The 14,575-nt window shown below is 62.4% G+C and carries 12 protein-coding genes; 5 read left to right on the plus strand and 7 right to left on the minus strand.

All coding sequences use genetic code 11. The features are described 5' to 3' along the window. Nucleotides 1-379 precede the first annotated feature (379 nt). Together QA642_RS44215 and QA642_RS44220 are read left to right on the plus strand one after the other, a co-directional pair. Nucleotides 380-1,111 (plus strand): transglutaminase-like cysteine peptidase, encoded by a 732-nt coding sequence (locus QA642_RS44215; RefSeq protein WP_283082420.1) that lies wholly within the window; start codon nt 380-382, stop codon nt 1,109-1,111. 123 nt (nt 1,112-1,234) lie between these two features. After that, entirely contained in the window at nt 1,235-2,269 is a 1,035-nt protein-coding gene (locus QA642_RS44220; protein WP_283080660.1) for an IS110 family transposase, read from the plus strand. Nucleotides 2,270-2,698: 429 nt separating this feature from the next. On the opposite strand, the gene QA642_RS44225 is transcribed toward QA642_RS44220, so the two are convergent. Then, nucleotides 2,699-3,832: a murein L,D-transpeptidase family protein gene (locus QA642_RS44225; protein ID WP_283082421.1), complete on the minus strand. Its 1,134-nt coding sequence runs from the start codon at nt 3,830-3,832 to the stop codon at nt 2,699-2,701. Between the two features lie 262 nt (nt 3,833-4,094). Here QA642_RS44225 and QA642_RS44230 point away from each other — a divergent pair, with 262 nt between their 5' ends. The 3 genes from QA642_RS44230 (at nt 4,095) to QA642_RS44240 (ending at nt 7,427) form a co-directional block, all read left to right on the plus strand. After that, nucleotides 4,095-5,540 (plus strand): IS1182 family transposase, encoded by a 1,446-nt coding sequence (locus QA642_RS44230; protein WP_283079231.1) that lies wholly within the window; start codon nt 4,095-4,097, stop codon nt 5,538-5,540. A 284-nt stretch (nt 5,541-5,824) separates the two neighbouring features. Beyond that, the gene (locus tag QA642_RS44235; protein WP_283082422.1) at nt 5,825-6,088 is read left to right on the plus strand and encodes a hypothetical protein; all 264 of its coding nucleotides are present in this window, start codon (nt 5,825-5,827) and stop codon (nt 6,086-6,088) included. 214 nt (nt 6,089-6,302) lie between these two features. Continuing rightward, on the plus strand, nt 6,303-7,427 hold the full coding sequence (locus QA642_RS44240) for a hypothetical protein (RefSeq protein ID WP_283082423.1): 1,125 nt from the start codon (nt 6,303-6,305) through the stop codon (nt 7,425-7,427). Nucleotides 7,428-7,706: 279 nt separating this feature from the next. Here QA642_RS44240 and QA642_RS44245 read toward each other — a convergent pair whose 3' ends face one another. The 6 genes from QA642_RS44245 to QA642_RS44270 all read right to left on the minus strand — a co-directional run bounded on the left by QA642_RS44245 (nt 7,707) and on the right by QA642_RS44270 (nt 14,544). Continuing rightward, a complete protein-coding gene (locus QA642_RS44245) occupies nt 7,707-8,906 on the minus strand; it encodes an ABC transporter substrate-binding protein (RefSeq protein ID WP_283082424.1) in 1,200 nt (399 codons plus the stop codon). 105 nt (nt 8,907-9,011) lie between these two features. Continuing rightward, on the minus strand, nt 9,012-10,850 hold the full coding sequence (locus tag QA642_RS44250) for an AMP-dependent synthetase/ligase (RefSeq protein WP_283082425.1): 1,839 nt from the start codon (nt 10,848-10,850) through the stop codon (nt 9,012-9,014). Nucleotides 10,851-10,963: 113 nt separating this feature from the next. Then, nucleotides 10,964-11,752: an ABC transporter ATP-binding protein gene (locus QA642_RS44255; protein ID WP_283082426.1), complete on the minus strand. Its 789-nt coding sequence runs from the start codon at nt 11,750-11,752 to the stop codon at nt 10,964-10,966. A 3-nt stretch (nt 11,753-11,755) separates the two neighbouring features. After that, on the minus strand, nt 11,756-12,514 hold the full coding sequence (locus QA642_RS44260) for an ABC transporter ATP-binding protein (protein ID WP_283082427.1): 759 nt from the start codon (nt 12,512-12,514) through the stop codon (nt 11,756-11,758). Next, nucleotides 12,511-13,662, minus strand: coding sequence for a branched-chain amino acid ABC transporter permease (locus QA642_RS44265; protein WP_283082428.1), 1,152 nt, complete (start codon nt 13,660-13,662; stop codon nt 12,511-12,513). Before QA642_RS44265 ends, QA642_RS44260 begins: the two co-directional genes overlap by 4 nt. A gap of 6 nt (nt 13,663-13,668) precedes the next feature. Then, entirely contained in the window at nt 13,669-14,544 is an 876-nt protein-coding gene (locus tag QA642_RS44270) for a branched-chain amino acid ABC transporter permease (protein WP_283082429.1), read from the minus strand. Between the last annotated feature and the right edge of the window lie 31 nt (nt 14,545-14,575).

Consider the following 14,575-nt stretch of genomic DNA (forward strand, 5'->3'; position numbering starts at 1 on the left):
TGAAACGGCAGATACTTGTGTCATCTCTTCTTCGTGATGCCCCGCAGCACCCTGCGGCAAACACGGGACTGAATCTGTGACCTAACTAACAGAACCCGTGAAATAGCGGGCTGTTAGCCATAGGACCCAGAATCGCCCGCCTCACAACCTGTGCCTGCAATTGGTCCCATTTCGCGGCAGCGAGTGCTCTCCTAGCCGGCGAATCGTAAAATTTTACGCAATTTGGGCAGGCCCGTTTCAGCCTGTCCTCCGGTTTTGGGACCCTGGCCGTGCGCGTTAAGCAGAACAAAACGGCCCGCCTCGCACTATCGCCGCGAAAGCAACAAAGCCCGGTGCGTCGAGGTCGAGGGGACCCGGCGAAGCCGGAAGGGGATGTCAGATGGAGACCGCTGCTCGCTCGCGCGCCTGGCGCGCAATCCTTGTCATGTGCGGCTTGATCCTGCTCGGATCGGCGGCCGAAATTCGCGCCGGCACGCTGCTGTCGCCCGGAGCGGGCGTCCTCGTGCGCAAATCCGCCGAGCCGTTCGGTGTGTTCGCCTTCGCGATCTCCGGCGGCACCCTGCGGGAGAAATGGTCCGCGCTGAAGGCGAGGCTCGACGACGACATGGTGCAGCTCGCGCTGTGCGACGGCGACCGCGACAATTGTGCTTCGCCCGCGGCCTTGAGGCTGCTCGCCATCGTCGACCAGGCCCGCGCCCGCGACGGCCGCGCGCGGCTGGGCGAGACCAACCGCGCCATCAACCTGGCCATCCGCTCCGCCAATGACGGCATCGACGATGTCTGGAGCTCGCCGCTTGCCACCTTCGCGCGCGGCGCCGGCGATTGCGAAGACTATGCCATCGCCAAGCTCGCCGCGCTGCGACTTGCCGGCGTTGCCGCCGACGATCTCCGCATCGTCGTGGTGCGCGACGTCAGGGCCGGCGAAGAGCATGCGGTGGTCGCCGCAAAGCTCGACGGCCACTGGCTGATGCTCGACAACCGCCGCATGGCGATGGTCGAGGACCACGCCGCGCGGAGCTACCAGCCGCTGTTCGTGCTCTACCAGGCGGCGGTGATGAAATATGTCGACGAGCCGGTGCGGTTCTCGATGGTCGCCGCCGAGGGGCGGTGATCTAGATGCGGTAATGGGCCCGGCTCCGGAGCAAGGGGTCATGATGGTGGCTGTCCCCCGATAGATGATGAAACGGGGTCACGACTTGAGTCGGCCCCAAGCATCTGGAGACGGAGGACAGCCGTGGAGAATTATGCCGGAATCGACGTGTCATTGGAACTGTCGAGCGTGTGTGTTGTGGACGCCCAGGGTAAGATCCTGAAGGAAGCGAAGGTCGCAAGCGAACCCGACGCCTTAGTTGAGTTTTTTGAGACGCTCGGCTTTGCAGTGAAGCGGATCGGGCTGGAGGCTGGGCCGCTGTCGCAATGGCTGCATGCAGGCCTGAAAGGTGCAGGATTTGAAACAGTTCTGCTGGAAACGCGGCACGTGAAGGCCGCATTATCTGCAATGACGGTCAAGACGGATCGCAAGGATGCCCGCGGGATCGCCCAGTTGATCCGGATGGGATGGTTTCGGCAGGTACACGCAAAGTCGGTTGATGCGCAAGAGATCCGGGCACTCCTGATCGCACGCAAACAGCTTCTCGGGCGGCTGATCGATGTAGAATTAAGTATCCGAGGGATTTTGCGCGGCTTCGGTCTGAAGGTTGGCCCGGTGACGCGAAGGAATTTCGAAGCGCGGATTCGAGAGTTGGTTGCAGGCCAGGCGACATTGGAGCGCATTGCTGGTGCGATGCTTTCGGCACGATCGGCCCTGAAGGCAGAATACGGAAGACTACACAAGGCTGTGCTGGCAATTGTGCGTGATGATGCAGTCTGCCGCCGGCTTATGACAGTACCAGGCGTTGGTCCCCTGGTGGCCATCACCTACAAATCGGCGATTGATGATCCTCATCGCATTGTAAAGTCAAAGGCAGCAGGCGCGCTGTTCGGGCTCACGCCAAAGAAATATCAATCGGGAGAAAAGGACGTCACGGGCGGAATCACGCTGGCCGGCGATGAGACGGTGCGGACGGCCTTGTATGAAGCCGCCAACGTTCTGCTATCGCGCATCACGCGGTTCTCAAAACTCAAACGCTGGGGGATGGACGTCGCCAAGCGGAGAGGCTCGAAGCGCGCAAAGGTCGCCTTGGCACGCAAGCTCGCAGTGATCCTGCATCGGATCTGGGTCGATGGCACGACTTACCGATGGGCCGAAGCGGGCTCAATCGCAGCATAGAAGACGTGGAGGAGATCAAGAACGCAACCGGGATGAACTGAAGCCCGGTGCCCGAAGTCCCGTCGCCGGGACGGTGGATGCGGTGAAGCCGTTACACGCCCAGTGGCGTCGTCCGACGAACCACGCGTATCTAGATAGGCTCACCGCTCCCTCTGACAGCATGATGTGGCGGCCAGGCGTCGACCACGAACAGAAGCATGAGCTCGGCGGCGTGGCGTTCACTCGGGAGGCTTGACATCATCGGGCCCATTACAGAAGGGGCGTGTACTCATAAAGGCGCAGATGCCGTCTTTTGGGGTCTAAGCAGACATGTTCTGCTTAATCAGAGTATTGCTGTTTTTGACCCAAACCGGTCCTCACACCGGATCGCGTTTGATCGCTAATTTCGGCGTAATGGGCCCGCCGCAAGCCTGAAGTAGACCGGGCGCCCTAGCACCCGTCGTCTCCTTCCACGACGGTCGACAGGAAGCTGGAACGAGCCAGATCACATGCAATCGGTTTCGAGAACGAGGTGCCAAACCATCTACTCGTCAACGAACCATCGTTGGTGACCCAAGGGATTGGCGGCAGTTGCGGCAGATAAGATGCATACGGCATCACTTTCGCAAGCGTCACTCTGACCAGATACTTTGCTAGAAAAGCCTCGTTCATTCCGCCGTCCAGTCCGCTGTAGATCGGAGCTGCCGGCACGTTGTCATTGAGCAATCGCGCGAGTTCGAGTTCGTCGGTGCGTTGCTTCTCAAGCGCCCGCCGCGCAATTTTGGAATCCACGACAAACGCGGGGCATTTATCGGTGGGACTGAACACGAGAGGATAAGGCGAATTTGGTGGAGCTTGCGCATCGAACACATAACGTCGATTGCACACGTCCACCCTAGGTTCGAGATGCGTCGTCTCGAAGTGATCGCTGCCGACTTTGAGCATTTTCCAGAAGGAGAGGTTCGGGCTATTTCGATGCTGCGCCAGGTTTGCCGGCGTCAGGCGGAATGGATAAGCCTGGACCTGAAAGGACGGTCGGCCGCCGAGGAATGAGTCCCGCGCTAGCGAATAGATCTCGCTTATCTGTTCGTCGGTCATGGCATAGCAACCGCTCGATGAGCAGTCGCCATGGATCATGAGTAAGCTGCCGTCGCGATTGTTTGCCTTGTCGAAGCTGTTGGGAAAGCCGACGTTGATCGCAAGATGGTAGTCGGAGTTGGGATTCATCAGCTCGGGCGTAATCGTATAGAACCCCTCTGGAGCCTGACGGTCACCCTCCTTCAGTTTGGGCCCGAGATCCCCCGACCATCGACAGATCGGGTACACCTTGAGGATTTTGAAAAGGCCGGTGGTGTCCTGTTTCCAGACTTCGAGCTCCGCCTCTTGCTTGAAGACGCGCACAAGGATAGGCGAGTATTTTGGCATCTTCTTTTGTCGGAGCAGCGAGAGCAATTCGGGTGGTAGCTCCTTTGTTGCCTTGGCCGGCAAGCGGTTGCTGTTTTCGCCAAGGCAGGTGGCCGGCGACAACGCCGGGAAAAAAGCTGCAGTCAGCACAAGCGCACGGAGTGCCGTGGCGCCGATCATGACCTTACCTCGGGCGTGGAATCTGCTCATTTGGGTAGCGTGTAGTTAGTGGGTCCGTAAGGCAAGCCCAGATGGGCGCAGTCATCGGAGAAGTTCGAGCTTGTCGTCGGCCTTGGGGATGCCAAGACGCTCGGTCTCGTCGTCCGCTTCGGGCCCTTAGCGGACCAATCGAGGCAGTGTGCCCGACGGCAGCTTTTGACCCTGGCTGTGTGAAAAGTCACGAGTCGGCTAGGATTCTTCCGTTTCCTGATGGGGGATACGGATGGGACGCTTCGTTGAAGGCGCGGACAGATCCCAGCTGACGCTCTTGCCGGAATGTCTGGAGGATTGGGTAGGCGAGGACAACGCGGTCCACGTGATCGATGTGTTCGTCGAGGCGCTCGACCTGCATGGAATGGGGTTTGAGCGTGTGATCGCCAAGGAGACGGGCCGGCCCTCCTATCATCCGGCAGTCCTTCTGAAGCTTTACATCTACGGTTATCTCAATCGGCTGCAATCCAGTCGCCGCCTGGAACGTGAGACGTGCCGCAATGTCGAGGTAATGTGGCTGATTGGGCGCCTGGCTCCCGATCACAAGACGATCGCCGATTTCCGGAAGGATAACGGCGCGGCGATCCGGAAGGTTTGCGCGAAGTTCGTTGCACTATGCCGGCAAATGGGCCTGTTGCAGACCGCAAGCGTCGCAATCGACGGCAGCAAGTTCAAGGCGGTGAACAACCGCGACCGCAACTTCACGCATGCCAAGATGGCAAGGCGGATGGCGCAGATCGAGGAAAGCGTCGGTCGATATCTGCGTCAACTCGATAGCGCCGATCGGCAGGAGCCATCGGAAGCGATCAGCATCAAGACGACGAGGATCAAGGAAAAGATCGCTCGGCTGAAGCAGGAGATGAGCCGCCTGGAAGTGCTTGATGCGCAGATGCGCAACACGCCGGATCAACAGATATCGCTGACCGATCCGGATGCCCGTTCGATGGCCACCAGCGGACGCGGATCGGGTGTCGTCGGCTACAACGTCCAGGTCGCGGTGGACACCGAACACCATCTGATTGTGACGCACGAGGTCATAAACGTCGGCAACGACCGTGGGCAGCTTGCTCGGATGTCGAAGCAGGCCAAAGAAGTGCTCGCAGTGGACAAACTCGATGCGGTCGCCGATCGTGGCTACTTCGACGGAGAGGAGATATTGGCCTGCGAAGAGGCTGGCGTTGCAGTCACCTTGCCCAAGCCCATGACGTCGAACGCCAAGGCGGAGGGCCGGTTCGGCAAACAGGACTTCGCCTACCTGCCTGATGAGGATGTCTACCGCTGCCCATCGGGCCAGCTGCTGCCCTATCACTTCACCAACATCGAGCATGGAATGACGCTGCGCCGTTACTGGTCGACGGCGGCATGCCAAGGCTGCGCGATCAAGAGCCAATGTACGCCGTCCAAGGAGCGCCGGATCACGCGCTGGGAGCATGAGCATGTGGTCGAGGAGGTCCAGCGACGGCTCGATTCCAATCCTGACGCCATGCGGACGCGACGTGAGACAGTCGAGCATCCCTTCGGCACGATCAAAGCCCGTATGGGTGCGACCCACTTCCTGATGAAGCGCCTACGGAATGTCGCCGCTGAGATGGCGCTGCATGTTCTCGCCTATAACCTCACACGGGTGATGAACATCGTCGGCAAACCGCGCCTGATTGCAGCCATCCGCGCCGCCTGAAGGCCGGAAAGCGCGTCCAAAACCGCAATACCCCGTCGCGATACCCACTTTGGCCGGTCATTGGACGATCCGATGCGTCAGCACCGGCCGCCTGCAATGATTGGCGACCACGCCGCGTCCGACCTATCCGTTTGCACACAACCAAGACCCGAAGACGACATCCGAGGAGGTCGCCAGACAATAGCCTTGCTGAGATCACTCTCCTTGACATTTCAGCTTGTCGACGCTGACGCTGCATTGCTCAGCGATTGTCCCAGCCTTCGCAGCGTTGGAAAGGTATCACCATGAGGAAGACGTTGTTGGCCCTCGCCGCCGTCGCGACTTTGGTCGTTTCAGCAGCCTCGCCCACTTATGCTGGTCCGCGCTATGACTACGGCCCCGGCGGCAATCCGTATCCGCGCACTTATCCTGGACCCGGCGGCTATCCGTACTGGTCGGGCTATGTCGATGCCCCGGTTGGAGAGCCGATCCCGCCTTGCCACTGGATAACCCAGCGCTTCTGGGACGGGCATGGCTGGCGCGAGCGCCGCGTGCGCATCTGCGGCTGATCGGGTCGCGGCTGTTTCGATTGTCTGTTTTTGGCCCTTCTCGGACCTCGTGCAATGTCTGCTTCTGGGCCGCTGTTGGGGAATAAGCGGACATCGCGGATTTATGAGTACACGCTCTTGTGGCCTTGTGGCCAGGACCTCATCCCGCCACAAACCCGTTTCGCCCGCGGTTCCGGGGCGCTAGCATGGCGCCTTCTATGCGGGGGCGAGTGGAATGCGGTTCATCGTGCTGTCTGTGCTTGCGCTCCTGGCGTTGCCGGCGGCACCAGGATTGGCGCAATCCGGCCCATCCGACCGCTCCGTCACCGATCGGCTGCCGCTATTTGCCCGAAACAACTGCCAGTCGATTCGCGATCCCGGCAACCAATTGTTCTGCGGCGATCCCGAACTCGCCGCGGCGGCCGAGAAGCTGAGCACTGCGATCGAGGCGCGGCTCGCTCGCCTGCCCGATCGCCTGCCCGCGATCGAGGAGAACGCGATCTGGATCCGCCAGCGCAATCTCGGCTGCGGCATTGTCGGCCAGACCGCGATCCGCTCCGACGAGTTCGACCGGGTCAAGGCGTGCCTGCTCAAGGTGACCGAGGAGCGCGCCGCGATCGTGCGCGACCCGGACTTCGACTGCCTTGCCGCCAACACCGCGGCGGGCGCGCTGATCTGCGCGGACCCGGCGCTCGCGCTCACCGAGACCGAGCTCAACAGCCAGGTGCTCGGCCTGATCGGCAAGCTCGACCCGACCGCGGCGCGCTTTGCCTACGCCGAATACGGCCGCTGGACGCGCGAGCGCGACCGCAAGTGCAATCTGGTCGGCAAGGAAAACGTGCCGCTGGCCGAGCTCGAATCCGCAGAAGATTGTCTCGCCGATTTTCTGAAGCACAAGAGCGAGGAGATCCGCGCGGCGAAAGGCGATCCGAAGAAGGTGTTCGGCCGGCAGGTCGCGGCGCGCTCGCCCGACACCGACGCGGTCGATTTCTGCGCCGCGCGGATTCACGCGGCCAATTCCTGCGGCAACTTCCTTCGCATCAACCGCGTCTATGCCATCGACAGCCAGGTCACCGAGCAGGAGGCGCAGGTCACCGGCGAGATCGAGATGGCCGTGCTGGCGCCCTTCACCACCTGCAGCAAGGTCGCCTCGACCTGCACCGGCACTTGCTGGAATCCCAGGACGGGCCAGCCGCAGCCCGGCGCCGGCAACAAGGAGCGATCCGGCGAGGCCTTCAACGTCACGCGCCGGCTGAGGATCCAGCGGACCTTTGCGTTCGTCAAAGCCGCCGACGGCTGGCGTTGCCGGGAAGACGAGCTGGCTCCGGTGAATTCGGGGACAGCGGGCGGCGGGTCGTAGCTCTTACCCTCCCCTCCAGGGTAGGGCCATCGCGTATGGCCTGCACGATGCGGCGACATCGGCACTGGGCTCCCTCTCCCGCTTGCGGGAGAGGGTTGGGGAGAGGGTGTCTCCGCAACGGGATAATCCCCAAGAGGAAAGAACCCTCACCCGCCGCGCTCTGCGAGCGCGTCGGCCTCTCCCGCAAGCGGGAGAGGCGGAGCAAGCCCGCAGACAATCCTGGTGAAATCCATATGCGCTTACCCTCCCCTGGAGGCCCTCCAGGGGAGGGTAAGCAGATCAAAACATCAGATTGTCCTTCACCAGCACCCAGCGGCCGCCTTTGACCTGCTGCACCTGGGTGATGGTGTTGGCGAGGTGGTCGGTCTTGGAGAACCTGGTCGGCGGCGAGTTGAAGATGTCGAGGAATTTCTCGCCCGACTCCAGTGAATCAAGCATCTTCTGCCCGGTGAGGTCCTTGCCCGCCTTGTCGGCGTAGAAGGCGAAGGTCGTCACCGCGTTGTAGCCGATGATGGCCTGCGTGTTGGCGTCGGTGCCGAACATCTTCTTGTAGTTGGCAAGCCAGTCCTTCACCTTGCCCTTGGCGTTGTCGTCGTAGGGAATCTCGAACTGGCTCGCGGCGTAGAGCCCTTCGACCGCATCCTTGCCCAGCGCCGGCACCTCCATCACGTTGGTCGGCGTGGCGCCGAGGAAGGTGACGTCCCAGCCAAGCTTCTTCGCCTCACCCATCGCGCCGATGGGCTCGCGCAGGACCGCGCCGAGCACCACGAGATCGCAGCCGTCGGACTTCATCTTGGCGATCTGCGCGCTGAAATCGGAGGCGCCGCGCTTGTAGCTCGTGATCGAGGCCGGCTGCACCTTCATGGCGGTGAGCTGCTGGTTGAAGCCGTCGAGCACGTTCTTACCGTACTCGTCGTCCTGATGCATGATGCAGGGCTTCTGGAATTTCTTCCATTCCATCATGTATTTCAGCGCCGCCCGCGTGCTCTCGACATAGGGCAGCAGATTGTTGAACTTCAACCGCTCCTGCGGCTTGGCCGGATCGAACTTGAAGGTGAACTCGGCCGCCGTCAGCGGGAACAGCTGGAGCACGCCGGCGTCGAGCAGGATATCCTGCGCCGCGAGCACGGTCGGCGATCCCATCGCTCCCACCATCGCGAAGATCCTGTCGCGCTCGATCAGCTTCTGCGAAGCCAGCACGGCCTTCTTCGGATCGTACCCGCTGTCCTCGACCACCAGCCGGAGCTTGCGCCCCTGGACGCCACCAGCCGCGTTGATCTCCTCCACCGCCATCTTCATGCCGTTGGAGACCGGCACGCCCCAGCCCTTGATCGGACCCGACAGGTCCTGATGGGTGCCGATGACGATCTCGGAGGCCGAGATCCCGTCATTGGTGACCTTGGTTTGCGCCGCGGCCGGCAGACAGGTAAGCGCCATTGCACTCACAGCAAGACCGAACGCGCAGAACGATTTCGACATTGACGTCTCCTCTCCTTTGGCCCGTGTTACGCGAAGGGCGGGGGCCGCCGCTGCTTCGCTTCTTGTCCGCACATGTCCGCGATCTCGAGGCGCGGAACAGGTGTCTCACGCCACCGCGCGCTCGCGATACATCGCGTCGATCTCGGCGGCATAGCGCTTGTTCACGAAGCCGCGCTTCAGCTTCATGGTCGGCGTCAGCTCCTCGTCCTCCGGGGTGAGCTGGCGCTCGATCAGATAGAACCGCTTGATGGCCTCGACGCGGGCGAAGTTGGCATTGACCTGTTCGATCTCGCGCCAGATCAGGTCCTGGATCTCCACCGCCCGGCACAAGCTGGCATAATTGGTGAAGGGGATGTCGTGGTCCTGGGCGAACTTCTCGACGTTCTCCTGGTCGATCATCACGAGGCAGGTCAGATACGGCCGCTTGTCGCCGATCACCACGGCGTCCGAGATGTAGGGCGAGAATTTGAGCTGGTTCTCGATCTCGGACGGGGTGATGTTCTTGCCGCCTGAGGTGATGATGATGTCCTTCATCCGGTCGGTGATGCGGACGAAGCCTTCATTGTCGATGGTGCCGACGTCGCCGGTGTGCAGCCAGCCGCGCGCATCGATGGCTTCCGCGGTCCTCTCCGGCTGGTTCAGATAGCCCATGAACAGGAAGTCGCCCTTGATCAGGATCTCGCCCTCGGGAGACAGCGCGACCTCGCCCCAGGACACCGCCTTGCCGACCGAGCCGAGCTTAATGTGATCCGCCGGCATCATGGTCGCGACCCCGCAATTCTCGGTCTGGCCGTAGACCTCGTGCATGTCGATGCCGAGCGCGAGATACCAGCGGATCAGCTCCGGCGCGATTGGCGCGGCCCCGGTGAAGGCGATGCGGCAGCGGTCGAGCCCGATCATGCGGCGGATGTTGCGGAACACCAGCCGATAGGCGAGCTGGCTGGCGATGCGAAGCGGAAGGGGCGGTGTCTTTCCCTCGAGCCGGCAATCCGTCATGCGCAGACCGATGTCGATGGCACGGCGATAGACCCATTGCTGGAACGGCGTCGCGTCCTTCAGCGCGATGGTGATGGCGGAGTAGAACTTCTCCCAGATCCGGGGCACGGCAAAGAAGACGGTCGGCTGTACCTCGCGCAGATTGTCCGGCACGGTCTCCGGGCTCTCGGCGAAATTCATCACCGAGCCGAGCGCGACCGAGATGTAATAGCCGGCGACCCGCTCTGCGACATGGCAGAGCGGAAGAAAGATCAGCCGGTCGTCATCTTGTCGGGCAGGAATGAAGTCGTTGGCGTGGCGCATCTGATGCGTGACGCTGCGGTTGGAATGCATCGCGCCCTTGGGCGGACCGGTCGTGCCGGAGGTGTAGACGAGAATGACGAGATCGTCCGCGCTGCGGCTGTCGATCATCTCCAGCCACAGCGCCTCGCGGCCGGCCATGTGGTTGCGCCCGAGCGCGCGAAACTCGTCCAGCGACATCACCATGTCGTCGACGAAGCCGCCGAGGCCCTCCATGTCGAACACGATGATCTTCTGCAGGCTCGGGCAGCGCGCGCGGCAGACGAGGATCTTGTCGAGCTGTTCCTCGTCCTCGGCGAAGATCACCCGGGTGCCGGAATCGTTGACGAGATATTCGACCTGGGACGACGAATCGGTGGGATAGATGCCGGACGAGACGCCGCCGGCGCACAATATGCCCATGTCGGCATGGACCCATTCCGGCACCGCGTTGGCGATGACGGAGGCGACGTCGCCGGGCAGGAATCCGATCGCGCGGAGCGCGTAGGCGACCTCCCTGGAGATCGCGAGCCATTCGCGCCAGCTCGTCGGTTGCCAGATGCCGAACTTCTTCTCGCGGATCGCCGGCCTGTCGCCGCGCGTCTCTGCGGCGAGCAAGAAGCTCTTCGCGATCGTATCAGCGACCGTCAGCACCGCCGGTCGGGCCATGCACTCTCCTCCTTGTCGCCTTCCCCTCCGCTGCCTGCCTTGCCGGCGGTCCATGTTGGCGGATGGGCCATTCCATTTTAACGCCAAATCTTCCTCTAGCGCCAAATCTTGCTTTAGCGCCAAGTCTTCTTCTTTTTCCAGCGCCGCTCGCCTCGCGCGCCCTGTTCCTTGGCGCCAAGGTAAAATTCCTGAATGTCCTGGGAATGCATCAAGCGTTCGCAGGTGTCGTTCATCACGATGCGGCCGATCTCAAGCACATAGCCGTAATGCGCGGTCTCCAGCGCCACCTTGGCGTTCTGCTCGACCAAGAGGATCGACATGCCCTGCTCCTCGTTGACGCGCCGGATGATCGTGAAGATCTCCTTCACCAGCAGCGGCGACAGGCCGAGCGAAGGCTCGTCGAGCAGCAGCAGCGTCGGCCGGTTCATCAGCGCGCGGCCGATCGCGAGCATCTGCTGCTCGCCGCCGGAGAGCTGGCCGGCCGGCTGGCTGATGCGCTCCTTCAGCCGCGGGAAATAGCCGTAGACGCGCTCCAGATCTTCCGCGACGCCGTCGCGATCCCGGCGCGGATAGGCGCCCATCATCAGGTTCTCGCGTACCGAGAGGAACGGAAACACCTCGCGCCCCTCCGGCACGTGGCTGAGGCCGAGCCGCACGATGCGGTCCGCTTCCATGCGCTGGATCGGCTTGCCCATGAACTCGATCGCGCCCTTCTGCGGATCGAGGATGCCGGAAATGGTTTTCAAGACCGTAGTCTTGCCGGCGCCGTTGGCACCCAGCAGCGTGACGATGCGGCCGCGCGGCACCTCCAGCGAGATGCCGCGGATCGCCATGATCGGCCCGTAATAGCTCTCGATGTTGGAGAGTTTCAGGATGATGTCGGGCGCCACGGTCGCATCCATGCGTCAGGCTCCGAGATATGCGGCGACGACGTCGGGATGCTGCTGCACCTGCGCCGGCGAGCCCATGGCGAGCACGCGGCCGTAGTTCAGCGCGATGACGCGGTCGGAGACGCGGTTCACCAGCGACATGTCGTGCTCGACCATCAGCACGGTGATGCCGAGCTCGCTCTTCATGTCGCGGATCCAGAACGACATGTCGTCGGTCTCCTCGACATTGAGCCCGGAGGACGGCTCGTCGAGCAGGATCAGCTTTGGCTCCGAGCACAGCGCGCGGGCGAGCTCGATCACCTTGCGCACGCCGTAGGGCAGCCCCGAGATCAGCTTGTCGCGGTACGGCTCGAGGTCGAGGAATTCGATCACCTGCTCGACCCGGCGGCGATGCACCTTCTCGTTGGCGCGCACGCTCGGCAGGAACAATAGCTCCTGCCAGAGCTGCGTGGTCGAGTGGCGGTGACGTCCGACCAGCAGATTCGACAACACGGTCGCGTTCTCGAACAGCTCGATGTTCTGGAAGGTGCGGGCGATGCCGAGCCTTGCGATGTCGTAGGGCGGCTGCTCGGTGATGTCCTGGTCCTCGAAGAAGATGCGGCCCGAGGTCGGCCGGTAGATCCGCGAGATCAGGTTGAAGATCGAGCTCTTGCCGGCGCCGTTGGGCCCGATGATCGAGAGGATCTCGCCCTTCTCCACCGCGAACGACACCGCATCGACCGCCTTGAGGCCTCCGAAATGCAGCGACAGGTTCTCGGCGCGGAAATAGCTCATCGGTTCCGCTCCGACTTCACGTAGATCTTCTGCCGCTTGAAGGTCGCGCGCTTGTAGAGCGGGAACAGCTGGAAGAAGAGTTTGATCTTCAGCCAGCGGCCGTAGAGCCCGAGCGGCTCGAACAGCACAAAGAGAACGATGATGATGCCGTAGATCGCGCCCTTCAGGCCGTTGAGCGAGGCGAAGGCCGCGACCTTCGACTGGATATTGCCTGCCGTCGCGGGGCCCGCGCCGAACGTTGCGGCAATGCCGGCGATGATGCCGGGCATGTCGTCCTTCAGGTAAGTCAGGAACGGATCGATCATCACGATGAAGATCGCCCCCAGCACCGCGCCGTGCAGGCTGAAGCTGCCGCCGATCAGGATCACGATGATGAACTCGATCGAGAGCTGGAGCGTGAACATCTCCGGCGAGATGAAGGAGAGCTTGTGCGCGAACAGCACGCCGGCGAGGCCGGTGATCGCCGCCGAGATCGCAAAGGACTTGACCTTGTAGAGCGCGACATTCACGCCCATGCTGCGCGCGGCCGTCTCGGAGTCCCGGATCGCGACGAAGGCGCGCCCCGTCGGCGAGCGCAACAGATTGAGCGTGCCGACGATGGTCAGCACCAGCACGGCAAGGCACAGGAAATAAAAGGTCGGGCTGTCGCGCGGCACGGTGACGCCGAGCAGCGACAGCGTTTTGACCCGCATGCCCTCATTGCCGTTGGTGACGCTCTCCCACCGCGCCAGGATCTCCTCGACGATGAAGGCGAAGGAGATGGTGGCGATGACGAGATAGATACCCTGGAGCCGCAGCGCGGGAAAGCCGACCAGCGCGCCGATGCAGCCGGTCAGCACGCCCGCGGCGAGGAAATAGACCGGGAACGGCACGTTGTATTTCTGCAAATAGGCCGCCGTGTAGGCGCCGATCGCGAGGAAGGCCGCATGCCCGAGCGAAGCCTGACCGGTGAAGCCGGTCAAAATCATCAGCGCCACGCCGACCGTCGCATAGATGCAGACGAAGACGAGCTGGCTCATCAGGTAGCTGGAGAGCACGTAAGGCGCGATCAGCAGCAGCGCGAGCAGGATGCCGTAGGAGACGACATAGCCCGAATGCGGAAACAGCCTGATGTCGTCCTCATAGTCGGTCTTGAACAGGAAGCGCATGGCGGTTCAGACCTTCTTGCGGACGTGAAGGCCGAACAGGCCTTCGGGCTTGAGCAAGAGCACCGCGAGCAGCACGATATAAGGCGCGACGTCCTTCCAGCCCTCGGCCAGATAGAATCCCGCCATGCTCTCGATCACGCCGATCAGGACGCCGCCGACGACCGCGCCGGGAATCGAGCCGAAGCCGCCGAGCACGGCGGCCGGAAATGCCTTGAGGCCGAGCACGAGGCCGACATTGGAGTGGATGAAGGTGATCGGCGCCAGCAGCACGCCGGCGCAGGTCGCGACCGCCGCGCTGATGGCCCAGACCACCGATACCACCCGCTTGACCGGAATGCCCATGTAATAGGCCGCCAGCATGTTCTCGGAACTGGCGCGCATCGCGGTGCCGAGCGTAGTCTTGTTGAAGAACAAATAGAGCAGCGCGCAGAGGATGATCGTCGCCGCGATCACCGACAGCTTATCATGGGCGAGCACCAGCGAGCCGATGCGCAGGACGCCCTGGCTGAACGGGGTGTCGATCTTGAAATCGTCGGTGCCCCAGACCATGCCGGCGACCGAGCGCAGGAAATAGCCGAGGCCGATCGTGGCCATGATGATGGAGAATTGCGGATAGCCGAGGATCGGCCGCACCACCACGCGCTCGGCCAGCATGCCGAACAGCGCCATGGCGGCGACCGCACCGGCAAAGCCGATCCAGTAGTTCAGGCCCATCATGCCGATGAAGGTGAAGGCGAAGAAGCCGCCGAGCATCATCAGATCGCCCTGGGCGAAATTGACGACCTCGGTGGCCTTGTAGACGAGCACGAAGCCGAGCGCGATCAGGCCGTAGACGCAGCCGAGCGCAACACCGCTGACCAGCTGCTGAACGAAATCCAGCATCGCCGCGCATCCTCCCGATGCAACCGGCGGT

This window comes from Bradyrhizobium sp. CB2312 (assembly GCF_029714425.1).
Taxonomy (GTDB): domain Bacteria; phylum Pseudomonadota; class Alphaproteobacteria; order Rhizobiales; family Xanthobacteraceae; genus Bradyrhizobium.